Below are 21757 nucleotides of genomic sequence, written 5' to 3'. Positions count from 1 at the left end.
GGTTTGCAATGCGTAAGCAATGGCTGGGGATCTGCATAGCAGCGGGGCTGCTGGCGGCATGTTCGAGTGATGACGTGCAACAAAAAACGGTCAGTACTCCACAGCCGGCCGTCTGTAATGGCCCGACGGTTGAGATCAGCGGCGCCGATCCGCAGTATGAAACGCCGAACGCCACGGCGAATCAGGATTATGAGCGCGACGGTAAAAGCTATAAAATCGTTCAGGATCCGGCCAACTTTACGCAGGCTGGTTTTGCGGCGATCTATGACGCGGAACCTAACAGTAACCTGACCGCCAGCGGCGAAACCTTCGATCCGACCCAGTTGACCGCGGCGCACCCCACGCTGCCAATCCCGAGCTATGCGCGGATCACCAACCTCGCTAACGGCCGCATGATCGTCGTGCGGATTAACGATCGCGGCCCGTATGGTAACGATCGCGTTATCTCGCTCTCCCGTGCGTCTGCTGACCGTCTGAACACCTCGAACAACACCAAGGTGCGTATCGACCCCATCATCGTTGCGCCTGACGGTTCGCTTTCCGGTCCGGGAATGGCCTGCACCACCGTCGCCAAACAGACGTACGCCCTGCCCGCCCGACCGAATCTGGACGGCGGTGACGCCACAGGTATGAACCAGCCTGCGCCTGCCGACGTTCGCCCGATCAGCAACAGCACGCTGAAGCCGGAAGACAGCGTCGGCGCGCCGGTGAACAGCGGCGGTTTCCTCGGCGCCCCGACGCCGCTGAACAGCGGCGTGCTGGAGAGTAGCGAGCCGGCAGCCACGACCGCCGCCACTGCGGCCCCTGCTGCTGCCGTCGCGACGCAAACGGCTCCCGTCACCGCGCCAGGCTCCATCCAGGGTAGCGTAGCGGCGACAGCGGCCACTGCCGCGACCGCCAGCGCCGTTGCCGCCTCCTCTACCGCCACCTCCAGCGCCAGCGGTAATTTTGTCGTCCAGGTTGGCGCAGTGAGCGACCAGGCGCGGGCGCAGCAGTATCAGCAGCGCCTGAGCCAGCAGTTCTCGGTGCCAGGCCGGGTCACGCAAAACGGCGCGGTATGGCGTATTCAGCTGGGCCCGTTTGCTGATAAGGCGCAGGCCAGCGCCGTTCAGCAGCGCCTGCAAAGCGAAGCGCAGCTGCAGTCCTTTATTACTCGCGCCAACTAAACGCCGCGGGCAGCCCGTTCACCTTGCGCATGTAAAAGTCATTAACAAACTCATGCGCAATGTCGGATGCTGGCCCGCAGAGCATTTGCTATAGTAAGGCACTTTTTTAACTCCATCACGGATGCCGTTGTTCTGACCATGAAGACCTCTTTCACCGCTCGTTTACTCATCACGGCGCTCTCCGTTGCAGCGCTCTCCTCCGCTGCCCGCGCCGATGACCTGAATATCAAAACGATGATCCCAGGCGCCCCGCAGATTGACGCCGAATCCTGGGTGCTTATTGATTACAACTCCGGCAAAGTGCTGGCGGAAAATAACGCCGACTCCCGTCGCGACCCGGCCAGTCTGACCAAAATGATGACCAGCTATGTCATCGGTCAGGCGATGAAAGCGGGTAAATTCAAAGAGTCCGATCTGGTCACTGTCGGCAACGATGCCTGGGCCACCGGCAACCCGGTTTTCAAAGGCTCTTCTCTGATGTTCCTCAAGCCGGGGATGCAGGTTCCGGTTTCGCAGCTGATCCGGGGTATCAACCTGCAGTCGGGTAACGATGCCTGCGTGGCCATGGCCGACTATGTTGCCGGTAGCCAGGACGCCTTCGTCAGCCTGATGAACAACTATGTTAACGCCCTGGGCCTGAAAAACACCCATTTCCAGACCGTTCACGGCCTCGATGCTGACGGACAGTACAGTTCCGCGCGCGACATGGCGCTGATTGGCCAGGCGCTGATCCGCGATGTGCCGAACGAGTACTCTATCTATCGTGAGAAAGAGTTCACTTTCAACGGCATCCGCCAGCTGAACCGTAACGGCCTGCTGTGGGATAACAGCCTGAACGTCGACGGCATCAAAACGGGTCATACCGACAAAGCGGGCTACAACCTCGTCGCCTCTGCCACCGAAGGCCAGATGCGTCTTATCTCGGCGGTGATGGGCGGACGTACTTTCAAAGGTCGTGAGTCGGAAAGCAAAAAACTGCTGACCTGGGGCTTCCGCTTCTTTGAAACCGTCAACCCGATCAAAGCCGGCAAAGAGTTTGCTTCCGAACCGGCCTGGTTCGGTGACAGCGATCGCGCCTCGCTGGGGGTGGATAAAGATGTCTACCTGACCATCCCGCGTGGCCGGATGAAAGATCTGAAAGCCAGCTATGTGCTGAATAACACTGAACTGCACGCCCCGCTGCAGAAAAACCAGGTGGTCGGCACCATCAACTTCCAGTTGGATGGTAAAACTATCGATCAGCGCCCGCTCGTGGTGCTGCAGGAAATCCCGGAAGGGAATTTCTTTGGCAAAATTATTGATTACATTAAGTTAATGTTCCACCACTGGTTTGGTTAAAAATCGAACACTTGAAAGTGTGATTTCCATCCCCATATACTATTTATCCAAGTAACCTGATAACTCCCGCCCTTGGTGGGAGTTATTATTTTGTCGTAACACCGGAGCTGACATGAAAACCAAACTTAACGAACTGCTGGAATTCCCTACCCCCTTTACTTACAAAGTAATGGGACAGGCGTTGCCGGAGCTGGTTGATCAGGTGGTGGAAGTGGTACAGCGCCATGCGCCTGGTGATTACTCGCCGTCAGTAAAACCGAGCAGCAAAGGTAACTACCACTCGGTCTCCATCACCATCAACGCCACCCACATTGAGCAGGTGGAAACGCTGTACGAAGAGTTAGGCAATATCGATATCGTACGGATGGTGCTGTAACCTTTTCCCCGACCCGGCCGCCGTGCCGGGTCCTTTCATCCCCTTCCGCCCTGCTGTGATATACTCCCGGCCCTGAGTCCTCTCTTCCCGGCGGAGATGTTGTTTTGCAGCACAATAAAATTCTTATCCGGCAGCTTGGCCTGCAACCATACGAACCCATCTCGCAGGCGATGCATGAATTCACCGACGCCCGCGATGAAGACACCCTCGACGAGATCTGGCTGGTGGAACATCCCCCGGTCTTCACTCAGGGCCAGGCAGGCAAAGCGGAACACGTGCTGGTGCCCGGCGATATTCCGGTGATCCAGAGCGATCGCGGTGGCCAGGTGACCTATCACGGTCCAGGACAGCAGGTAATGTATGTTCTGTTGAACCTTAAACGCCGCAAGCTGGGTGTGCGCGAGCTGGTGACGCTGCTGGAGCAAACGGTCGTTAATACCCTGGCCGAGTATGGCATCGAATCGCATCCCCGCGCCGATGCCCCTGGGGTCTACGTCGGCGATCGCAAAATCTGCTCACTGGGACTGCGGATCCGCAAAGGGTGCTCTTTCCACGGTCTGGCGCTCAATATCGCGATGGATCTCGCGCCATTTCTGCGCATCAATCCCTGCGGCTATGCCGGCATGGAGATGACGCAAATGCGCCAGTGGCAGCCAGAGGTGACTCCAGAGACGGTCGCCCCGCGGCTGGTTGCCAATCTGCTGGCGCTGCTGAACCATCCCCCGCACGAATATCTCCCCCAGCAGTAAACGGTAGATCAGCGCCCCGCAGGCGGCGGGGCGCTAAACGATTAACACATTATTTTTGCAATCAATTGTCACGTACGGGATGTGGTGGGCCGCTATACTTGCCCTATCATTCCCAACCGGACTCATCGCGTGCCAGAGAATACGTCTCCGTCAGAATCCCCTGAACGACAGGATGAACGTTATGACCGCCAGATGTTTCGCATCCTGCGCAATATTGACCTCAACCTGTTAACCATCTTCGAAGCCGTTTACGTCCATAAAGGCATCGTCAACGCCGCTAAGATACTGAATATCACGCCATCGGCTATTAGCCAGTCGATTAACAAACTGCGGGCGCTTTTTCCTGACCCGCTGTTTATCCGCAAGGGGCAAGGTGTGATGCCCACCGCGTATGCTACCCATCTTCATCAGTACATCAGCCGGGGTATGGAGGCTTTCCTCAGTGCGCTGGATATCGCCGGTAGCCCCCACCAGCAGCGGGTGATCACTATCGCCACCACGCCAGGCATGGGGGCGCTACTGATACCCATCGTGGCCAGTGCGCTAAAACCGGCCTTTCCGCAGATCCTGTTGCACAACATCGCCATCACCGACGCCGCACGGCAGCTCGACCAGCGCCAGGTGGATCTGTTAATTGACACTCATCTGCACAGCGGCCAGGCGATAAGCCATCATGTGCTGTACCAGGATCGGGTACGGATGTACTGCCGTGCTGAGCACCCTGCGCTGCACGGCCCACAGGATGAAGCCCATCTCGCTCAGTATGAATTTGCGCTGCTGCTTCCGGAAGGCCAGCGCTACCCCACCCTTCACCGCCGCCTGCAGGAAGAGATGGGCGAACGACGCTGCGGATTCAGCACCTTTAACCTGCTGACCCAGGCAGCCATGATCGCCGAGAGCGACATGCTGGGGCTGACCACCGAGCGCCTGTTCGCCATGGTATCCCGGCTCTGGCCACTGCAAACCCTGGATTTTCACTCCCTGCAGGACGAAAAAATTAATGTTGCGCTGCACTACAATAAGCAAAGCGGGAAGGAGCCATTGCTGAAAGAAATTATCGAGACGGTAATCCAGGCGTTTAAGGCGTAGCGCACGGAAAGGAAAAGGATAAAACAACAACTATTTTACAATTTGCGAGGCAGGCAGGCTGCTTTCTGCCCCTTTTCAATGGTATACTGCCTGCTCTTGATTCAAAAATAGTTGATAATTGCAACATTTCATTGAATTAATTCGCTTTCCTTCGTGACTCGCAACTGGAACACGCACGCTATGAGTAAACCCATTGTGATGGAACGCGGTGTTAAGTACCGCGACGCCGATAAAATGGCCCTTATCCCGGTGAAAAACGTGGCAACTGAGCGTGAAGCTCTGCTCAGAAAACCGGAATGGATGAAAATCAAACTTCCGGCAGATTCGTCCCGTATCCAGGGTATCAAAGCAGCGATGCGTAAGAACGGCCTGCACTCCGTGTGTGAAGAAGCCTCCTGCCCGAACCTTGCAGAATGCTTCAACCACGGTACCGCGACCTTTATGATCCTCGGCGCGATCTGTACTCGTCGCTGCCCGTTCTGCGATGTCGCGCACGGGCGCCCGGTTGCACCAGATGCGAACGAACCACAGAAGCTGGCGCAAACCATCGCTGATATGGGTCTGCGCTACGTCGTGGTCACTTCAGTGGACCGTGACGACCTGCGTGATGGCGGCGCACAGCATTTTGCCGACTGCATCAGCGCCATTCGCGAGAAAAACCCGTCGATTAAGATCGAAACGCTGGTTCCGGATTTCCGCGGCCGCATGGATCGCGCGCTTGATATTCTGACGGTAACCCCGCCGGATGTCTTCAACCATAACCTCGAAAACGTACCTCGTCTCTATCGTCAGGTGCGTCCGGGCGCGGATTACAACTGGTCGCTGAAGCTGCTGGAGCGTTTTAAAGAAGCGCATCCGGAGATCCCGACGAAATCTGGCCTGATGGTCGGTCTGGGCGAAACCAACGACGAGATCATTGAAGTGATGCGCGACCTGCGTCGCCATGGCGTCACCATGCTGACGTTAGGCCAGTATCTGCAGCCGAGCCGTCACCACCTGCCAGTACAGCGCTACGTCAGCCCGGAAGAGTTCGAAGAGATGAAAGCGGAAGCGATGGCGATGGGCTTCACCCACGCCGCCTGCGGTCCCTTCGTTCGCTCTTCCTATCATGCCGACCTGCAGGCTAAAGGAATGGAAGTGAAGTAACTGCCGCTTCTGCCGCTGCGCGCCTTTTCGCCGCAGCGGCCCCTCTCCGCTTCCTCTGCTTCCTCTGCTTCGCGTTTTCGTAACAGTTCGTTGCATCTTTTCTGCGCGGCATCGCCAAAAACGACAAAGGCCGCAACGATATTCGTCGCGGCCTCTTCACCGTTCCGCCAGCATCCCTCCGGGGGGACGCATCGGATCAATTACTCTTTATGAGAGATCTTCTGCGCCGGCGCTTCTTCTTCCACGGTGGCTTTCTTCGCGCTATCGTCATCCTCGTTCATGGCCTTTTTAAAGCCCTTGATAGCCGAACCCAGGTCGCCGCCCAGCGTACGTAATTTCTTGGTACCAAACACTAAGATAATCAGTGCTGCGACTACCAGCAGTTTGGTAATACTAATCTCACCCATAGCTAACCTTCTTCTCTATACAAGCTGCGAATACGCCATCATACACGCATTTATCCGTCATATTGTAATCCACCTGTGCGTGGGCTGCGTGATTCGGCCCAGAGCCTTCCCCCTGAAGGAGTTAGCGCAGGGGTGTCCGTCCTGACGTGCACAGCGAATTATTAGGATAAACAATACGGGTATTTGACGCGCGGACACAATAGCAATCTGTAACAAGGTGAATCAAGCCCTGTTTAAAAAAACATCACAATAATTGCGGTGGCGCAAATCGTCGGTTCTGCAGTACCGGCAAACGCTCGCGAACCCGCGCAAGGTGCTCTGCGGAGACATCGGCAAAGATCAGCTGCGGTTCGCTCCCGGCCCCCGCCAGCGTCGTTCCCAGCGGGTCTACAATGCGGCTCTGACCAATATTCCGCGTCCCGCATTCGCCTGCCGCCACGATATAGCAGGTCGTATCGAGCGCGCGCGCCGCCAACAGCGTCGCCCAGTGGTGCTCTTTCTGTGGCCCTCTCACCCATGCGGTGGGCAGTACCAGCAGCTCAGCTCCGTTCAGCGCCAGCGATAGGGCCAGTTCCGGAAAGCGAAGATCGTAGCAGGTCATCAGGCCAACGCGTAACCCCGCCACTTCAATTACCGGCGGGATCTGCTGGCCAGGATCCACCCGCCGCGACTCCTGCATTGCGAAGGCGTCGTATAAATGCAGTTTGTGATAATGGGCTATTACTTCGCCATCCCGCAAGACCACCAGCGTATTGGTCGCACGGCCTTCTGCCGACGGCACATGCAGCGTCAGGACCGTGGTCAAACGGTTACGCCCGCTCTCAGCCAGCAGCAGCTGCAAAAACGCCCCATCCAGCGGCTGAGCCGATTTCACTGACATATCCGGGTCGTTGTCATCTCGCGCCAGTAACGCCTCTGGCAGCACCAGCAGCGCCGCCCCTTCACGCGCAGCCTGTTGCATCATCGTCACACAGGTCTGCGCATTCGTCCGCCATACTGGCGTGACGGCAAATTGTCCTGCCGCTACCCGCATGTTTTTCTCCGGTCAGGTTATGAATAGCCAATCGCGCCCGTCGCGCGCTACACTTGAGGTTCTCTTATATCAAATAGCAGGAAACAACCGTGTTTCAACTTCTTTGCGCCGTTTTTATTGGCGGTGGCACCGGCAGCGTATTGCGCTGGTGGCTCGGCATGAAGCTCAACCCTGTGCATCATGCTATCCCGATTGGGACATTGACGGCCAACCTGGTAGGCGCCTTTGTGATTGGTGCCGGGCTGGCGTGGTTTAACCGTCTGACGGATATTGACCCGATGTGGAAGCTCCTGATCACCACCGGGTTCTGCGGCGGGTTGACCACCTTCTCCACCTTCTCGGCGGAAGTGGTCTTTCTCCTGCAGCAGGGGCGGGTGAGCTGGGCACTCCTCAACGTGATGGTGAATTTGCTGGGTTCGTTTGCCATGACGGCCGTCGCCTTCTGGCTTTTCTCGCAGGCCGCCAGCCGTTAACGATCTGAAAAACAGGCAAAAAAAAACCCGCGTTAAGCGGGTTTTTATATTCTACTGACGTGTTGGTTAGATAGCCATTACGTTTGCAGCAGAAGGGCCTTTGGCACCGTTAGTGATTTCGAACTCTACACGCTGACCTTCAGCCAGAGTTTTGAAACCGTTGGACTGGATTGCAGAGAAGTGTACGAATACATCTTTGCTGCCATCTTCCGGAGTAATGAAACCGAATCCTTTGGACTCATTAAACCACTTAACGTTACCTTTAATCTTAGACATCAAAATTACCTTTATATGAAAAATCGACACTAATGCTGTGTCGAGTATCAGTACACCAATTGTGGTACCTTTTGTCCAGTGCAACTTTGCTAAAAAGTGATAAAAGTCGCTATCTTTTTTAGTGGGTAACGCTTTAGTCCTTGTTTTCCACAAGACACACCGCTTATCTCATTTATTGCTAAGACTTAGCGAATTAAAACTGTATACGAGCCCAGGCGAAGTAAACGTTACCGTTATTGTAGGTGCCGGGAATATAGGTCATCTGGAAAGTCGCCGGACCGTAACCTATTGACGCCAATGGTAAGATCACCGGAATGGGGATGTAGTCCCAGTTATCGCGCGCCGTCACGCCAAGGGTATAGCCGAGTCCAAGGTGGAAATTCTGGTCGGTCAGCGGGCGCCAGGTTTTCTCCCAGCCGTAGCCGCCGATAGGCTCCCATTTATTGAAAGAATCTTTAAACGCCATCAGGTACAGACCGTGCCAGTTTCCCTTCTCATCCCAGCGCGAGACGCCAAAACCCGCGCCCCAGGGGCGTTCGTTATACTTATCCGTCTTTTCCTTATCATAGGCAAACCGCGCGTGCCAGGTAATGGCTGGAACGTACAAGTCATAGTGCTCCGGCTCATTCCAGGTCTGCGCGACGTTATTACTTAAGGTCTGGTAACCTTCGCTGAGGGTCGATGAAAACGACGCGCTGGCGTTTACGGATACCAACAACCATCCAAAAAAACCAAGAGAAAACAGAGAAAAACGACGTAACATCAACACTTTTCCATTACCACTTTCATTTAAAAGCCGCCTAAAATAGCAAAGATAGTCTCAATACAGGTTGAACGAAATAAGGCAAACTCCTGATTTTTGCCCGGTGACCATCAGAACCTTTTAACTATCCATCTGGTGATTATATCCAGGCGAGACGGGTGACGCGTAGTTCTTATCGCTTTATTGATTTGCATCAGCGAGTTTTGTCCGTTTTTTCGGCACATTCGCACATTAAAATTTGGCATGACGCTTTTTATCTAAATATTCTTTGGGCTTAGGGGTAATAAATGCTGACGTTTGTTGAGATCCTGATCGGGATTGTGGTCATTGTGGGCGTCGCCCGCTATATCATTAAGGGCTACTCGGCCACCGGGGTGCTGTTCGTCGGGGGCTTAATCTTATTGATCGTCAGCGCCCTGCTGGGGCATAAAGTCTTGCCGGGCAATACCGACAGCACCGGTTATTCTGCCACCGATATTATTGAATACATTAAGATTCTACTCATGAGCCGCGGTGGCGATCTGGGTATGATGATTATGATGCTGTGCGGCTTCGCCACCTACATGACCCATATTGGCGCCAATGATATGGTGGTGAAATTAGCATCAAAGCCGCTGCGCTATATTAATTCGCCCTATCTGCTGATGATTGCCGCCTACTTTGTCGCCTGCCTGATGTCGCTGGCGGTCTCCTCTGCGACCGGCCTTGGCGTGCTGCTGATGGCGACGCTGTTCCCGGTGATGGTGAACGTCGGTATCAGTCGCGGGGCGGCGGCAGCCATCTGCGCTTCACCGGCGGCCATTATCCTCTCGCCTACCTCTGGCGATGTTGTACTGGCGGCTAAAGCCGCAGAAATGCCGCTGATCGACTTTGCCTTCAAGACCACGCTGCCCATCTCCATCGCGGCCATTATCTGCATGGCAATCGCCCATTTCTTCTGGCAGCGTTACCTGGATAAAAAAGAGAACATTTCCCACGAAATGCTGGATGTCAACGACATCACCACCACCGCCCCGGCGCTGTACGCCATTCTGCCGTTTACCCCGATCATCGGCGTGCTGATCTTTGATGGTAAATGGGGACCGGAACTGCACATTATCACCATCCTCGTCGGCTGCATGCTGCTGGCGGCGATCCTTGAGTTCCTGCGCGGGTTTAACACCAAAAACGTCTTCAGCGGGCTTGAAGTCGCCTACCGCGGGATGGCTGACGCCTTCGCCGGCGTAGTGATGCTGCTGGTCGCCGCCGGCGTCTTCGCCCAGGGGCTAAGCACCATCGGCTTTATCAATGGGCTGATCTCCATCGCCACCTCCTTCGGCTCGGCCAGTATTATTCTGATGCTGGTGCTGGTGATCCTGACCATGCTGGCGGCAATGACCACCGGTTCCGGTAATGCCCCGTTCTACGCCTTCGTTGAGATGATCCCCAAGCTGGCGCACTCTTCCGGCATCAATCCGGCTTATCTGTCGATTCCGATGCTGCAGGCCTCTAACCTCGGCCGCACGATATCGCCGGTCTCCGGGGTGGTGGTCGCCGTTGCCGGGATGGCAAAAATTTCGCCGTTCGAAGTGGTCAAACGTACCTCCGTGCCGGTGATGGTTGGCCTGCTGGTGGTGATTATCGCCACTGAGATTCTGGTGCCCGGCAGCGCAGTCCACTAATGGTCTAACCACGCGAAAAGGCGCCAGCGGGCGCCTTTTTTATGCTTTAATAACTCCCCGTTATCTTTTGCCATCCACAATCAGGAATAAACATGTTCAGGAAGGATTTCGCCGCGCTTGCCCTTGTGCTCACCGCCACTCAGGCCGGCGCTGAACCGCTCACCGCGACGCGATACGCTGATTTTGACCGCTACGTTCTTGCCCTCTCCTGGCAAACCGGATTCTGTCAGAGCATGCTTGACCGCAACCGTAGCGAACCGGAAGAGTGTCGCCTGCAGCAGGACACCGCGAACAAAGCCGACTTTCTGACCGTGCACGGCCTGTGGCCCGGGCTGCCAAAGTCGATTGCCGCGCGCGGGGTGGATGAACGACGCTGGATGCGCTACGGCTGCGCCACGCGCCCGGTGCCCAACATGCCGGAAGTGAAAGCGAACCGCAAATGCCAGGCGGCGGAAACCGGGCTGTCGCTGGAGATGGCCAATAAGCTCAATAACGTGATGCCGGGTTCGGGCGGCACCTCCTGCCTGGAGCGCTACGAATACGCCAAACATGGCGTCTGCTTCGGCTTTGATCCCGATAGCTATTTTGGCACCATGGTGCGCCTGAATGGGGAAATTAAGCATAGCCCGGTAGGCGATTTCCTCGCGAAGCATTATGGTCAAACCGTCAGCCGCGCCGACTTCGATGCCGCGGTGGCCCGCGCCTGGGGTCCGCAAAGCGTGAAGGCGTTTAAATTAACCTGTAACGGTAATCCGGCCTATCTGACCGAGATGCAAATCTCCCTCAACGCCGCCACCATCAACGCCCCGCTGACCACGTCCGCCTTTCTGCCGCAACCCCATCCGGGCAACTGTGGAACCCAGTTTATCCTGGACAAGGTCGGTCAGTAGCGCAAAGCGACATGCTGAGCAGAAAACGCCGCCCGCCGGGGGGCGTTGCACGCTGAATGTGCGTTTCATCACTTCAAACTACCGGCAACTCTCAGTATGATGGTAGGACCTTAACCCTTGCCCTTTTCGGCGAGGGTTTTCTTTTACGGACAGGTTCCTGGATAACATGGAGTATGCAATGACCAGACCCGCAATCATCATTAACGAACTGGATGCCGAACGTATCGACAGGCTGCTGGAGCAGCCGGCTTTCGCCAACTTACCGGTTGCCGATGCCCTGAATGACGAGCTCGACCGCGCGCAAATGCTGGCGCCGGAAGCGATGCCGCATGACGTCGTCACCATGAATAGTAAGGTAAAATTCCGCGATTTAACCAGCGGCGAAGAGCGCGTGCGGACGCTGGTGTTTCCGTCTCAGGTGACTGACAGCGCCAGCCAGCTCTCCGTCCTCGCGCCGGTGGGCGCCGCGCTGCTGGGTCTGAAAGTCGGCAGCACCATTCACTGGGAGCTGCCGGGCGGTGCATCGACACACCTGGAAGTGCTGGAGCTCTTGTACCAGCCGGAAGCCGCTGGCGAATTCCACCGCTAATCCCTGCTGCCTGAGGCGTTTCGCGCTTTATTCAGAGGATGTCCATACATCCTCTTTCTGCTGTTTCTTCCCCCGCTAACCTTTTTTTACGCTTTGCACCTGCCTGACTGACAGTTTTGCGACCTGAATGACACTATATCCGCATATAATATGTTGATATAGACGCAAATGAACAAGGAGGATTGCATATGTATAAGACTATCATTATGCCCGTTGATGTCTTTGAGATGGCGCTGAGCGATAAAGCCGTCCGGCATGCGGAGTTTCTGGCCCAGCAGGACGGGGTGATCCATCTGCTCCACGTATTACCCGGCTCTGCGAGCTTCACCATGAGCCGCTTTACCGCCGATCTGCGGCGGTTTGAAGAACACCTGCAGCATGAGGCGGAAACTCGTCTGCAGACGATGGTCAGCCATTTCAGCATTGACCCCTCACGTATCAAGCTGCATGTCCGTTTCGGCAGCGTGCGCGATATGGTCAACGAGCTGGCCAGCGAAATTAACGCCGATGTCGTGGTGATTGGCTCGCGCAACCCGTCCATCAGTACCCACCTGCTCGGATCCAATGCCTCAAGCGTGATCCGCCATGCCCATATCCCGGTGATGGTCGTCAGGTAAATATGACGAAATAGAAAAAAAGAGGCTACCCCAGGGTAGCCTCTTTGTTATGCAGGTCTATTGTCTGACTTGTTATGCGGTTTTCGTGCGGATCAGGTAGTCGAAGGCGCTCAGCGACGCTTTTGCCCCTTCCCCTGCCGCGATAATAATCTGCTTGTACGGCACGGTGGTGCAGTCGCCAGCGGCGAATACGCCTTTGACATTGGTTTCGCACTTCGCATCGATGATGATCTCACCCATGCGGTTGCGCTCAACGGCGCCTTCCAGCCAGGTGGTGTTAGGCAGCAGGCCAATCTGGACGAAGATCCCCGCCAGCGCGACATGATGCTCATCACCGCTCACCCGGTCACGATATTGCAGGCCGGTGACTTTGCTGCCATCGCCTTTCACTTCCGTGGTCTGCGCATTAAGAATGATGTCGACATTCTTCAGGCTGCGGACTTTATCCTGCAACACCTGGTCGGCCTTCATCTCTGGAGCAAACTCCAGCAGGGTCACATGCTCTACGACGCCCGCCAGGTCGATAGCGGCTTCTACCCCGGAGTTCCCGCCGCCAATTACCGCTACGCGTTTGCCCTTAAACAGCGGACCGTCGCAGTGCGGGCAGTAGGTCACGCCTTTGGTGCGATACTGATCTTCGCCCGGTACGTTCATATTGCGCCATTTCGCCCCGGTGGCAATGATGACGCTACGCGCCTTCAGCACCGCGCCAGAGGCGGTTTCAATCTGATGCAGGCCGCCCTCTGTCGCCGCTGGCGTCAGTTTGGTCGCGCTCTGGGAGTCGATCACATCGACGTTATAGTCGCTGACGTGCGCCTTCAGCGCGCCGGCCAGTTTCTGGCCTTCGGTTTTCGGCACCGAAATATAGTTTTCGATATCCACGGTATCCAGCACCTGACCGCCGAAGCGCTCGCCCATCAGGCCGGTACGAATACCTTTACGCGCAGAGTAGACCGCCGCGGCAGCACCGGACGGGCCGGAGCCGACAATCAGCACATCGTAAGCGTCACGTTGGTTCAGCTCTTCCGCTGCGCGTTTTTCCGCACCGGTATCCACTTTGGCGACAATTTCCGTCAGCGTCATTCGCCCCTGACCAAACTCCTGACCATTCAGATACACCGCAGGAACGCCCATGACGTTGCGATCGGTAATTTCATTCTGGAAGGTCCCACCGTCAATCGCCGTGTGCTTGATGCGCGGGTTGAGCACCGACATCAGGTTCAGGGCCTGCACCACATCCGGGCAGTTATGACAGGAGAGTGAATAATAAGTTTCGAACTCGAAATCGCCATCAATATCGCGGATCTGCTCCAGCAGCGACTGGGCCTCTTTCGACGGATGACCGCCGGTCCACAGCAGCGCCAGCACCAGCGAGGTAAACTCGTGGCCCAGCGGAGAGCCTGCAAAGCGTGGGCCCTGGTCGGAACCTGGGTTAGTAATCAGAAATGATGGCTTACGTACCGCGAGCGTGTTGTCTTCTTTAAAGGTGACTTTGTCTGACAATTCAGCGATTTCAGCCAACAGTTCCTTGATTTCTGCCGATTTAGCGCTGTCATCCAGCGTGGCAATCAGCTCAACAGGCTTGGTCAGCTTCTCAAGGTAGGCCTTGAGCTGGGTTTTCATGTTGGTGTCGAGCATTGTTATCTCCTGGGCTTAAAACATCATCATGCAAGCGGCCTTGTCAGGCTGCCTGAATGCGCTTGCATCATGGTGTTGGAATAAAATGGGCGCCAAAGCGCCCATTGATTGCCGGGTGGCACGCCGTTTACCCGGCCTACAATCTTGTAGGCCCGTGCAAGCGTAGCGCCGCCGGGCACAAACAGACTTAAATCTTACCGACCAGGTCCAGAGACGGAGCCAGTGTCGCTTCGCCTTCTTTCCATTTAGCCGGGCAGACTTCGCCTGGGTGAGAAGCAACGTACTGCGCCGCTTTGATTTTACGCAGCAGGTCAGACGCATCACGGCCGATACCTTCAGCGGTAACTTCGATCGCCTGGATGATACCCTGCGGGTCAACCACGAAGGTGGCACGGTCAGCCAGACCTTCATCTTCACGCATGTTGTCGAAGTTACGGGTCAGGGCGCCAGTCGGGTCGCCGATCATCGCGTATTTGATTTTCGCGATGGTTTCAGAGCTGCTGTGCCACGCTTTGTGGGTGAAGTGGGTATCGGTAGACACAGAGTAAACGTCTACGCCCAGCTTCTGCAGTTCTTCGTAATGGTCAGCCACGTCGCCCAGTTCGGTCGGGCAGACGAAAGTGAAGTCAGCCGGATAGAAGAAGAAGACGCTCCAGCGGCCTTCGGTGTCTTTCTCGGTGACTTCGATGAATTCACCATTTTTGAATGCCTGGTTTTTGAACGGTTTGATTTTGGTGTTAATTAAGGACATCTATACTTCCTCCGTGTTTTCGTTGAGGTCTAAGTTAACGAATTTTTCCTGACCCGACCAATGCGTTTACATTATCGAATCAATAAGCGTTATCTAACAACCGGAACAAGACAACTCTGTGAACCTGTCGACGCGTTCAGCGCTGATCGCTGTTTTTCGCATCATTTGCCGCGACAAAAGTAAAAAGGCCACCCTTTCAGGCGGCCCCGTTACCTGAAATACCCGAAGGTAGGTTCAGCGCCAGTCAGACTGGCTATGTGTTGCGCTCTACATTACCTTAATGTAACAGCATCCAGGATTACATCACCCACGCCAGCAAAGGGCAATCCGTCATTCTGCTGATCTTGCCTATGACTGTGATAGGTTCGACAATCGTTTTGCCCTTTCCTGCTGATTTTACAAGGAATATTCATGTTAAAGCGTCTTCTCTTGCTCAGCCTTTTTCCGTTATGCAGCCAGGCGGAGGAGCTCCCCGCTCCGGTAAAAGCGATTGAAAAACAGGGCATTACCATTATAAAACCCTTTGAGGCGCCAGGGGGAATGAAAGGCTGGCTGGGCAAATACCAGGACATGGGGGTCGCCATCTACCTCACGCCGGACGGCAAACATGCCATTTCCGGCTATATGTATGATGAGAACGGCAGCAACCTCAGCGAGCAGTTGTTTCAGAAAGAACTCTATACCCCGGCAGGACAGGAGATGTGGAAGAAGATGGCCAGCGCCCACTGGCTGCAGGATGGCAATAAGGACGCTCCCATCGTGCTGTATGTCTTTGCCGATCCCTTCTGCCCCTACTGTAAACAGTTCTGGCAGCAGTCCCGCCCCTGGGTGGAAGCCGGTAAAGTGCAGATCCGCACCCTGCTGGTGGGGGTGATCAAACCAGAGAGTCCGGCCACCGCCGCCGCCATTCTTGCCACCAAGGATCCGGCGAAGACCTGGCATGATTATGAGCAATCGAATGGGAAAATGGCCCTGACGATCCCGCAGGCTATTCCGCCGGAGAAAATGAAAGTGCTCAACGTTAATCAGCAACTGATGGACGAACTGGGAGCCAACGTCACGCCAGCCATTTACTATATGAATAAGGATAATATGCTGCAGCAGGTGGTCGGCCTGCCGAATAAAGAAAAACTGCAGATCATGATGGGCGAACAAGAATAATCCCATTGCATAATGGCGCCAGATAACAACGACCGCTGGCGCCCCTGTCGACGATAAGATATATTAAGCAGAACTTAACGTTATAGTCCGGTAATTAAATTCACACCGCAAATATTAAGCCAATCAACATTCTCACTAAGAATATTTCCACCCGCGCTGATAATACACAGGACTGCATTAATGGCAAATCTTTACGATCTGAAAAAGTTCGATTTGAATTTATTGGTTATTTTTGAATGTATCTATCAACATTTGAGCATTAGCAAAGCAGCCGCCATGTTATTTATCACCCCGTCAGCGGTGAGCCAGTCGTTGCAGCGTTTGCGCCAGCAGTTAAACGATCCGTTATTTGTTCGCGTTGGGAAAGGGATGACGCCCACCACCGCCTGTGTCAATCTTCATTATCATTTGCAACAAAATCTCGAACAGCTGGAAAAAACCATCAATCTCAATAATCGCTCCGAACTGCGTAAACGTATCGTGATATATGGCCCCCCGCTGTTCTGTTCAGTGAATAGCCATTTTATGATTAATGAGCTCTGTCATCAGGCCAATTTGCAGATTGAACACCATAACCTGACCACCACGGAATCGGCTGAGGAGCTGCTGGCGTATCGCCAGGCGGACCTGGTGTTCACCCGAATGCCTATTACCAACCGCGCCACGATCTGTCAGCCCTATCAGACGGTGCAGACGCTGGCGGTTTGCCGGGCGGACCATCCGCGGCGAGATCAACTCACGTCGATTGAAGCGCTGGCGCAGGAATTTTTCACCCACTATATCACCAACGATCCTGTCATTCAGCGCGTCCAGCAAAGCAGCACGCCATGGTTAAATCCGGGTAATATTGCCTTTCGCAGCGACTCTTTTATGACCATTCTTAACATGATCAATAAAACCGACTTAATTGGCTTCATCCCCTCCTATTTATATGATTTTATTTTCCCGGCCATGCCACTTCACGCTCTCGATATAGAGGCACTTTTTCCAGAGATCACGATATACATTAACTACCATCAATCATCTACACAAAATCATTTTCTATCTGAATTAATCTCCATTCTAATGAATGACAGAGATATATCACGCCCACAACTTAATAATAGTGAGTAACTGCCCACCTGTTTTCACACTGTTTGAATGCAGATCGACCATTAATTTCGCAGCGCTCATCGTTTATACTGAACAAACGGGAAGCTCTACTATTAAAGGATTAATGGTCATGTCGTTTATTAAATATCCCTTACCGGAATCGGTGCTGCAGGCAACTGAGCAGCGCATCCAGTGGGTGCTGGATAATTTTTCACGCGTTTGCGTCTCTTTCTCGGGTGGAAAAGACTCCACCGTCATGCTGCATTTAACCGCCCAGGCGGCGCGATTACAGGGTAAAAAAATCAGTGTGTTGTTTATTGACTGGGAAGCGCAGTTCTCCTGCACCATCGCCCACTGCGAAAAACTGCGTGCGCTGTATGCGGATGTTGTCGAAACCTTTTACTGGGTCGCCCTGCCGCTCACCACCCAAAACGCGCTGACGCAGTATAAACCGCAATGGCAATGCTGGGAGCCCGGGGCCGACTGGGTCCGTCAGCCGCCGCCCTGGGCGATTACCCACCCGGGCTATTTTTCATTTTATCAACCGGGGATGAGCTTTGAGTCCTTTGTCAGCCACTTCGCCGAGTGGTTTTCACAGCGGCGCCCCGCCGCCGTGCTGGTGGGCATTCGCGCCGACGAGTCACTGAATCGCTTTATGGCCATCTCTTCGCAGCGTAAACAGCGCTTCGCCGATGATAAACCCTGGACCACCTCGGCGCCGGGCGGCCACGCCTGGTATATCTACCCGCTCTATGACTGGAAAACGGCCGACATCTGGACCTGGTTTGCCAAAAGCGGGCAGTCTTATAACCCTCTGTACGATCTGATGTATCAGGCCGGGGTGCCGCTGCGCTATATGCGCATCTGCGAACCGTTCGGTCCGGAGCAGCGCCAGGGGCTGTGGCTCTACCATGTGCTGGAGCCTGAGCGCTGGGCCGCAATGTGTCAGCGGGTGAGCGGCGCACACAGCGGCGGGGTCTATGCCGGGCATGATAATCAATTTTACGGCCACCGAAAAATCGACAAGCCCGACCACCTGACATGGAAAAGCTATGCGCTGTTCCTGCTCGACAGCATGCCGGAAACCACTGCCGAGCACTACCGCAACAAAATCGCCGTCTACCTGCGTTGGTATCAGAAAAAAGGCATGGAAGATATTCCGGACACCCAGCCTGCGGACATTGGCACCAAAGATATCCCGTCCTGGCGGCGGGTCTGCAAAGTGCTGCTCAATAACGACTACTGGTGCCGTCAGCTTTCGTTTAGCCCGACCAAAAGCAGCCACTATCAGCGCTACCGTAAACGCATGGAAAAACATCGCCAACAATGGGGAATATTATGCAACAACAACTGACGCAGGCGCTGGACGCTTATCTGCAAACGCTGGATGACGAGGCGCGCATCGAGGCAATCAATGCGTTTCGTCAGGTGCTCCACCAGCGCAGTCCCTTCCGCTCCCAGCCCGTTGACTGCGTGCTGTGGGTAAAACAGGAGCAGGTCATCCCCAACGACTACAATCCGAATAACGTGGCGCCACCGGAAAACGCCTGCTGCAAACGTCGCTGGAAGCCGACGGCTTTACCCAGCCGGTCGTCGTCATCCAGCAAAGCCCGCAGGCGTATACGATTGTCGACGGTTTTCACCGTCATGAGCTGGCCTGCAGCAAAGCGGTGCTGAAAAAAACGCTGAAAGGTTATCTGCCAGTGACCTGCCTGACGAGTGAAGCCGCCTCGCGTGACGGGCTGATGGCAGCGACCATACGCCATAACCGGGCGCGCGGGCGCCACCAAATCCACGCCATGTCAGAGATTGTCCGCGAACTGACCCAGCTTGGCTGGACGCCACAGAAAATCGGCAAAGAGCTGGGGATGGATGCCGATGAGGTATTGCGCCTGAAGCAAATTAGCGGCCTCACGGAGATGTTCGCTGGCCGCCAGTTCTCCCAGGCGTGGACGATTAAGTAACTACAGCTGGCACAAACGCGTCGCCGCTGCCAACAGAGTCGCCGGCTGTTTGGCAAAGCATAAGCGGATCAGCTTGTGCGGGAACGGATCGGCGCAGAAGACGGAGAGCGGGATCGTCGCCACCCCGACTTCGGTCGTCAGCCAGCGGCAGAAGCTGACGTCGTCAAGATCGGAAATGGCGCTGTAGTCCGCCAGCAGGAAATAGGTCCCTTCACAGGGCAGAAGTTCCAGTCGGCTTGGGCGCAGCGCTTCAATAAACAGATCGCGGCGTTCCCGATAAAACGCCGGCAGCTCACGATAGTGCTCAGGCGCTTCGCGCAGCATGTCGGCGATCGCCAGCTGCGCCGGGGTATTCACCGAGAAGGTCAGATACTGATGCACCTTGCGCAGTTCGGCGCTGATGGCCGCCGGGGCCACGCAGTAGCCGACCTTCCAGCCGGTCATATGAAACGTTTTGCCAAACGAGGAGACCGCCACCGCCCGCTCGCGAAGCTGGGGATGCGCCAGCACGCTGGCGTGGCCGCCCTCAGCAAAGCAGATGTGCTCATAGACCTCATCGCTGAGGACATAGATCTCGCGTTCGGCAATCGCCTGCCACAGGGCAGCAAAATCTTCGCGCTGCCAGACGGTGGCTGATGGATTGTGCGGGGTATTGAGGATCACCAGACGGGTTTTATCGCTCAGCGCCGCAGCAAACTGCTGCCAGTCGACGCGAAAATGCGGCGGCTGCAGCGCAATACGGCGTAATTCGCCGCCGGCCAGCGCCACCGCGGGGGCATAGCTGTCATAGCTGGGATCGAAACAGACCACCTCGTCGCCGCGGCGCACCAGAGCGGTGATCGCCGCGTACAGGGCCTCCGTCGCGCCGGCGGTGACCGTAATATCGCTATTGACGTCGGGCAGGTAACCATACAGCTCCGCTGTCTTCCCGGCGATCGCCTCGCGCAGCGCCGGCACGCCGGTCATCGGGGCGTACTGATTCGCCCCCTGCGCCACATGGTACGCCAGACGCTCCTGAAGATAGCGCGGGCCGTCGAAATCGGGAAAGCCCTGTGACAGGTTGATGGCCTGATGCTGCTGGGCCAGGGCACTCATCTGGGTAAAAATCGTGGTGCCGAGCGCAGGAAGTTTACTCTCTGGAATCAAAGGGTTATTGCTCATTCTTTTTATACCGATTGTAATGCTGTTGTTGAAGCCACTATAACACGATGTTAATATTTGGCAATCAAGACGCTTAGACGTCTAAATGCTAATGTTATTCCGCGCCACGCCACTCTGGAGAAACCATGATCCGCGCCATCGTGACCGACATAGAAGGCACCACCAGCGATATCCGCTTCGTGCATAACGTGCTGTTCCCCTACGCCCGCGAACGACTGGCCGGCTTTGTGACCGCTCAGCAGTACGCTGAGCCCGTCAAAACCATTCTCGACAACCTGCGCCGCGAGACAGACGCCCCGGCCGCCAGCACCGCCGACCTTATCACTACCCTCTTCGCCTTTATGGACGAAGACCGTAAATCCACGGCGCTAAAGGCGCTGCAGGGGATCATCTGGCGTGACGGCTATCTCAACGGCGACTTTACCGGCCATCTCTATCCGGACGTACTGCCGGCGCTGGAGAAATGGAAAGCGCAGGGCATTGATCTGTATGTATATTCCTCAGGCTCCGTTGCCGCGCAGAAATTGTTATTTGGCTACAGCGATGAAGGTGATATTACTCATCTGTTCACGGGCTATTTCGATACCCTGGTAGGCGCCAAACGCGAGGTGCAGTCCTACCGTAACATTGCTGAACACCTGGGCCATGCCCCTGGCACCATCCTGTTCCTGTCGGATATCCATCAGGAGCTCGACGCCGCCGAGGCTGCAGGTTTGCGAACGATCCAGCTGGTACGCGGCGACCGCGACCCGGCGAGCCACCATCCTCAGGTTCAGCGTTTTGACGACATTCATCCGGAGCAGATCCCAGCATGAGCGCATTAACTCTTTTTTCCGTGACCGATCCGCAAACACCGCTCTGGCACAGCACCGACGCCAAAGCGATTCAGGATCAACTTAACGCCAAAGGCGTCCGCTTCGAGCGCTGGCAGGCCGACCGTGACCTCGGCGCAAATCCCAGCCCGGAAACGGTCATTGCCGCCTATCAGCATGCGATTGATAAACTGGTCGCCGAAAAGGGCTACCAGAGCTGGGACGTCATCAGCCTGCGCGCCGATAACCCGCAAAAAGAGGCGCTGCGGGAAAAATTCCTCAACGAGCACACCCATGGCGAAGACGAGGTGCGGTTTTTTGTCGAGGGCGCCGGCCTGTTCTGCCTGCATATTGGCGACGAGGTGTTCCAGGTACTGTGCGAAAAGAACGATCTGATTTCGGTTCCCGCCCACACCCCGCACTGGTTTGATATGGGTTCAGAACCGAACTTCACCGCCATTCGCATTTTTGATAACCCGGAAGGCTGGATCGCCCAGTTTACCGGTGACGATATCGCCAGCGCCTACCCGCGGCTGGCGTAACGTCAAACTGTCGTCAGTCTTAAACCGCCAGGCGCGGGCTTTGCCGGAGGCGGCGCATACCGC

The 21757-nt window shown here is 55.5% G+C and carries 23 protein-coding genes and 1 pseudogene; 17 read left to right on the top strand and 7 right to left on the bottom strand.

The features are described from left to right. Nucleotides 1-8 precede the first annotated feature (8 nt). The 6 genes from rlpA to lipA all read left to right on the top strand — a co-directional run bounded on the left by rlpA (nucleotide 9) and on the right by lipA (nucleotide 5864). Nucleotides 9-1166: an endolytic peptidoglycan transglycosylase RlpA gene (rlpA, locus tag A1WC_RS18690; RefSeq protein WP_008805634.1), complete on the top strand. Its 1158-nt coding sequence runs from the start codon at nucleotides 9-11 to the stop codon at nucleotides 1164-1166. A 138-nt stretch (nucleotides 1167-1304) separates the two neighbouring features. Next, nucleotides 1305-2504 (top strand): D-alanyl-D-alanine carboxypeptidase DacA, encoded by a 1200-nt coding sequence (gene dacA / locus A1WC_RS18695; protein WP_008805633.1) that lies wholly within the window; start codon nucleotides 1305-1307, stop codon nucleotides 2502-2504. A 112-nt stretch (nucleotides 2505-2616) separates the two neighbouring features. Beyond that, nucleotides 2617-2880, top strand: a complete 264-nt coding sequence (gene ybeD / locus A1WC_RS18700; protein WP_002894474.1) for a DUF493 family protein YbeD — start codon at nucleotides 2617-2619, stop codon at nucleotides 2878-2880. A 104-nt stretch (nucleotides 2881-2984) separates the two neighbouring features. Continuing rightward, on the top strand, nucleotides 2985-3629 hold the full coding sequence (gene lipB / locus A1WC_RS18705) for a lipoyl(octanoyl) transferase LipB (protein WP_008805632.1): 645 nt from the start codon (nucleotides 2985-2987) through the stop codon (nucleotides 3627-3629). Between the two features lie 129 nt (nucleotides 3630-3758). Beyond that, the gene (locus A1WC_RS18710; RefSeq protein ID WP_012968702.1) at nucleotides 3759-4718 is read left to right on the top strand and encodes a YbeF family transcriptional regulator; all 960 of its coding nucleotides are present in this window, start codon (nucleotides 3759-3761) and stop codon (nucleotides 4716-4718) included. Between the two features lie 180 nt (nucleotides 4719-4898). Further along, the gene (gene lipA, locus A1WC_RS18715; protein WP_002894467.1) at nucleotides 4899-5864 is read left to right on the top strand and encodes a lipoyl synthase; all 966 of its coding nucleotides are present in this window, start codon (nucleotides 4899-4901) and stop codon (nucleotides 5862-5864) included. A gap of 200 nt (nucleotides 5865-6064) precedes the next feature. Here the strand turns inward: lipA and tatE are convergent, their stop codons facing one another. Both tatE and A1WC_RS18725 read right to left on the bottom strand, forming a co-directional pair. Further along, entirely contained in the window at nucleotides 6065-6271 is a 207-nt protein-coding gene (gene tatE / locus A1WC_RS18720; RefSeq protein WP_008805630.1) for a twin-arginine translocase subunit TatE, read from the bottom strand. Nucleotides 6272-6515: 244 nt separating this feature from the next. Further along, the gene (locus A1WC_RS18725; protein ID WP_008805629.1) at nucleotides 6516-7304 is read right to left on the bottom strand and encodes a deaminated glutathione amidase; all 789 of its coding nucleotides are present in this window, start codon (nucleotides 7302-7304) and stop codon (nucleotides 6516-6518) included. An 89-nt stretch (nucleotides 7305-7393) separates the two neighbouring features. Between A1WC_RS18725 and crcB the strand changes: the two genes are divergently transcribed. Further along, on the top strand, nucleotides 7394-7777 hold the full coding sequence (gene crcB, locus A1WC_RS18730) for a fluoride efflux transporter CrcB (RefSeq protein WP_008805628.1): 384 nt from the start codon (nucleotides 7394-7396) through the stop codon (nucleotides 7775-7777). A 66-nt stretch (nucleotides 7778-7843) separates the two neighbouring features. Here the strand turns inward: crcB and cspE are convergent, their stop codons facing one another. Both cspE and pagP read right to left on the bottom strand, forming a co-directional pair. Then, nucleotides 7844-8053 (bottom strand): transcription antiterminator/RNA stability regulator CspE, encoded by a 210-nt coding sequence (cspE, locus tag A1WC_RS18735; protein WP_012542460.1) that lies wholly within the window; start codon nucleotides 8051-8053, stop codon nucleotides 7844-7846. Nucleotides 8054-8246: 193 nt separating this feature from the next. Beyond that, entirely contained in the window at nucleotides 8247-8768 is a 522-nt protein-coding gene (pagP, locus tag A1WC_RS18740; protein WP_306047527.1) for a lipid IV(A) palmitoyltransferase PagP, read from the bottom strand. A 335-nt stretch (nucleotides 8769-9103) separates the two neighbouring features. On the opposite strand from pagP, the gene dcuC reads away from it, so the two are divergent. The 4 genes from dcuC to uspG all read left to right on the top strand — a co-directional run bounded on the left by dcuC (nucleotide 9104) and on the right by uspG (nucleotide 12573). Beyond that, nucleotides 9104-10477, top strand: coding sequence for an anaerobic C4-dicarboxylate transporter DcuC (dcuC, locus tag A1WC_RS18745; RefSeq protein ID WP_008805625.1), 1374 nt, complete (start codon nucleotides 9104-9106; stop codon nucleotides 10475-10477). A 92-nt stretch (nucleotides 10478-10569) separates the two neighbouring features. Beyond that, complete coding sequence (rna, locus tag A1WC_RS18750) at nucleotides 10570-11367, top strand: ribonuclease I (protein WP_016160487.1); 798 nt, start codon at nucleotides 10570-10572, stop codon at nucleotides 11365-11367. A 178-nt stretch (nucleotides 11368-11545) separates the two neighbouring features. After that, a complete protein-coding gene (gene rnk, locus A1WC_RS18755) occupies nucleotides 11546-11956 on the top strand; it encodes a nucleoside diphosphate kinase regulator (RefSeq protein WP_008805623.1) in 411 nt (136 codons plus the stop codon). Nucleotides 11957-12144: 188 nt separating this feature from the next. Then, a complete protein-coding gene (uspG, locus tag A1WC_RS18760; RefSeq protein ID WP_002894401.1) occupies nucleotides 12145-12573 on the top strand; it encodes a universal stress protein UspG in 429 nt (142 codons plus the stop codon). 72 nt (nucleotides 12574-12645) lie between these two features. Here the strand turns inward: uspG and ahpF are convergent, their stop codons facing one another. Together ahpF and ahpC are read right to left on the bottom strand one after the other, a co-directional pair. Next, entirely contained in the window at nucleotides 12646-14211 is a 1566-nt protein-coding gene (gene ahpF, locus A1WC_RS18765; protein ID WP_008805622.1) for an alkyl hydroperoxide reductase subunit F, read from the bottom strand. Between the two features lie 187 nt (nucleotides 14212-14398). Continuing rightward, the gene (ahpC, locus tag A1WC_RS18770) at nucleotides 14399-14962 is read right to left on the bottom strand and encodes an alkyl hydroperoxide reductase subunit C (RefSeq protein ID WP_002894394.1); all 564 of its coding nucleotides are present in this window, start codon (nucleotides 14960-14962) and stop codon (nucleotides 14399-14401) included. Nucleotides 14963-15373: 411 nt separating this feature from the next. Between ahpC and dsbG the strand changes: the two genes are divergently transcribed. From dsbG to A1WC_RS25830, 4 genes and pseudogenes are all read left to right on the top strand, one after another. Beyond that, a complete protein-coding gene (dsbG, locus tag A1WC_RS18775; protein ID WP_016160486.1) occupies nucleotides 15374-16123 on the top strand; it encodes a thiol:disulfide interchange protein DsbG in 750 nt (249 codons plus the stop codon). A gap of 180 nt (nucleotides 16124-16303) precedes the next feature. After that, nucleotides 16304-17236, top strand: coding sequence for a DNA-binding transcriptional repressor CitR (citR, locus tag A1WC_RS18780; RefSeq protein WP_016160485.1), 933 nt, complete (start codon nucleotides 16304-16306; stop codon nucleotides 17234-17236). A gap of 109 nt (nucleotides 17237-17345) precedes the next feature. Beyond that, the gene (locus A1WC_RS18785) at nucleotides 17346-18569 is read left to right on the top strand and encodes a phosphoadenosine phosphosulfate reductase (protein ID WP_012542463.1); all 1224 of its coding nucleotides are present in this window, start codon (nucleotides 17346-17348) and stop codon (nucleotides 18567-18569) included. After that, a pseudogene (locus A1WC_RS25830) lies at nucleotides 18554-19179 on the top strand (IbrB-like domain-containing protein). Before A1WC_RS18785 ends, A1WC_RS25830 begins: the two are co-directional and overlap by 16 nt. Here the strand turns inward: A1WC_RS25830 and A1WC_RS18795 are convergent. After that, nucleotides 19180-20325, bottom strand: coding sequence for a pyridoxal phosphate-dependent aminotransferase (locus tag A1WC_RS18795; RefSeq protein WP_165459483.1), 1146 nt, complete (start codon nucleotides 20323-20325; stop codon nucleotides 19180-19182). Between the two features lie 140 nt (nucleotides 20326-20465). Between A1WC_RS18795 and mtnC the strand changes: the two genes are divergently transcribed. Both mtnC and A1WC_RS18805 read left to right on the top strand, forming a co-directional pair. Beyond that, entirely contained in the window at nucleotides 20466-21155 is a 690-nt protein-coding gene (gene mtnC / locus A1WC_RS18800; RefSeq protein WP_008805616.1) for an acireductone synthase, read from the top strand. Next, nucleotides 21152-21694: a 1,2-dihydroxy-3-keto-5-methylthiopentene dioxygenase gene (locus tag A1WC_RS18805; RefSeq protein WP_008805615.1), complete on the top strand. Its 543-nt coding sequence runs from the start codon at nucleotides 21152-21154 to the stop codon at nucleotides 21692-21694. The genes mtnC and A1WC_RS18805 overlap by 4 nt, the downstream gene beginning before the upstream one ends. Nucleotides 21695-21757: the final 63 nt, after the last annotated feature.

Origin of the sequence: Klebsiella sp. KTE92, assembly GCF_000398905.1 — a bacterium.
Taxonomy (GTDB): Bacteria; Pseudomonadota; Gammaproteobacteria; order Enterobacterales; family Enterobacteriaceae; genus Klebsiella; species Klebsiella variicola.
This window is presented reverse-complemented; position numbering and strand designations above follow the sequence as displayed.

Coding starts and splice junctions, on each gene's coding strand:
- rlpA (WP_008805634.1), top strand. CDS start 9: ATGCGTAAGCAATGGCTGGGGATCTGCATAGCAGCGGGGCTGCTGGCG.
- dacA (WP_008805633.1), top strand. CDS start 1,305: ATGAAGACCTCTTTCACCGCTCGTTTACTCATCACGGCGCTCTCCGTT.
- ybeD (WP_002894474.1), top strand. CDS start 2,617: ATGAAAACCAAACTTAACGAACTGCTGGAATTCCCTACCCCCTTTACT.
- lipA (WP_002894467.1), top strand. CDS start 4,899: ATGAGTAAACCCATTGTGATGGAACGCGGTGTTAAGTACCGCGACGCC.
- tatE (WP_008805630.1), bottom strand. CDS start 6,271: ATGGGTGAGATTAGTATTACCAAACTGCTGGTAGTCGCAGCACTGATT.
- A1WC_RS18725 (WP_008805629.1), bottom strand. CDS start 7,304: ATGCGGGTAGCGGCAGGACAATTTGCCGTCACGCCAGTATGGCGGACG.
- cspE (WP_012542460.1), bottom strand. CDS start 8,053: ATGTCTAAGATTAAAGGTAACGTTAAGTGGTTTAATGAGTCCAAAGGA.
- dcuC (WP_008805625.1), top strand. CDS start 9,104: ATGCTGACGTTTGTTGAGATCCTGATCGGGATTGTGGTCATTGTGGGC.
- rna (WP_016160487.1), top strand. CDS start 10,570: ATGTTCAGGAAGGATTTCGCCGCGCTTGCCCTTGTGCTCACCGCCACT.
- rnk (WP_008805623.1), top strand. CDS start 11,546: ATGACCAGACCCGCAATCATCATTAACGAACTGGATGCCGAACGTATC.
- uspG (WP_002894401.1), top strand. CDS start 12,145: ATGTATAAGACTATCATTATGCCCGTTGATGTCTTTGAGATGGCGCTG.
- ahpF (WP_008805622.1), bottom strand. CDS start 14,211: ATGCTCGACACCAACATGAAAACCCAGCTCAAGGCCTACCTTGAGAAG.
- ahpC (WP_002894394.1), bottom strand. CDS start 14,962: ATGTCCTTAATTAACACCAAAATCAAACCGTTCAAAAACCAGGCATTC.
- dsbG (WP_016160486.1), top strand. CDS start 15,374: ATGTTAAAGCGTCTTCTCTTGCTCAGCCTTTTTCCGTTATGCAGCCAG.
- citR (WP_016160485.1), top strand. CDS start 16,304: ATGGCAAATCTTTACGATCTGAAAAAGTTCGATTTGAATTTATTGGTT.
- A1WC_RS18785 (WP_012542463.1), top strand. CDS start 17,346: ATGTCGTTTATTAAATATCCCTTACCGGAATCGGTGCTGCAGGCAACT.
- mtnC (WP_008805616.1), top strand. CDS start 20,466: ATGATCCGCGCCATCGTGACCGACATAGAAGGCACCACCAGCGATATC.
- A1WC_RS18805 (WP_008805615.1), top strand. CDS start 21,152: ATGAGCGCATTAACTCTTTTTTCCGTGACCGATCCGCAAACACCGCTC.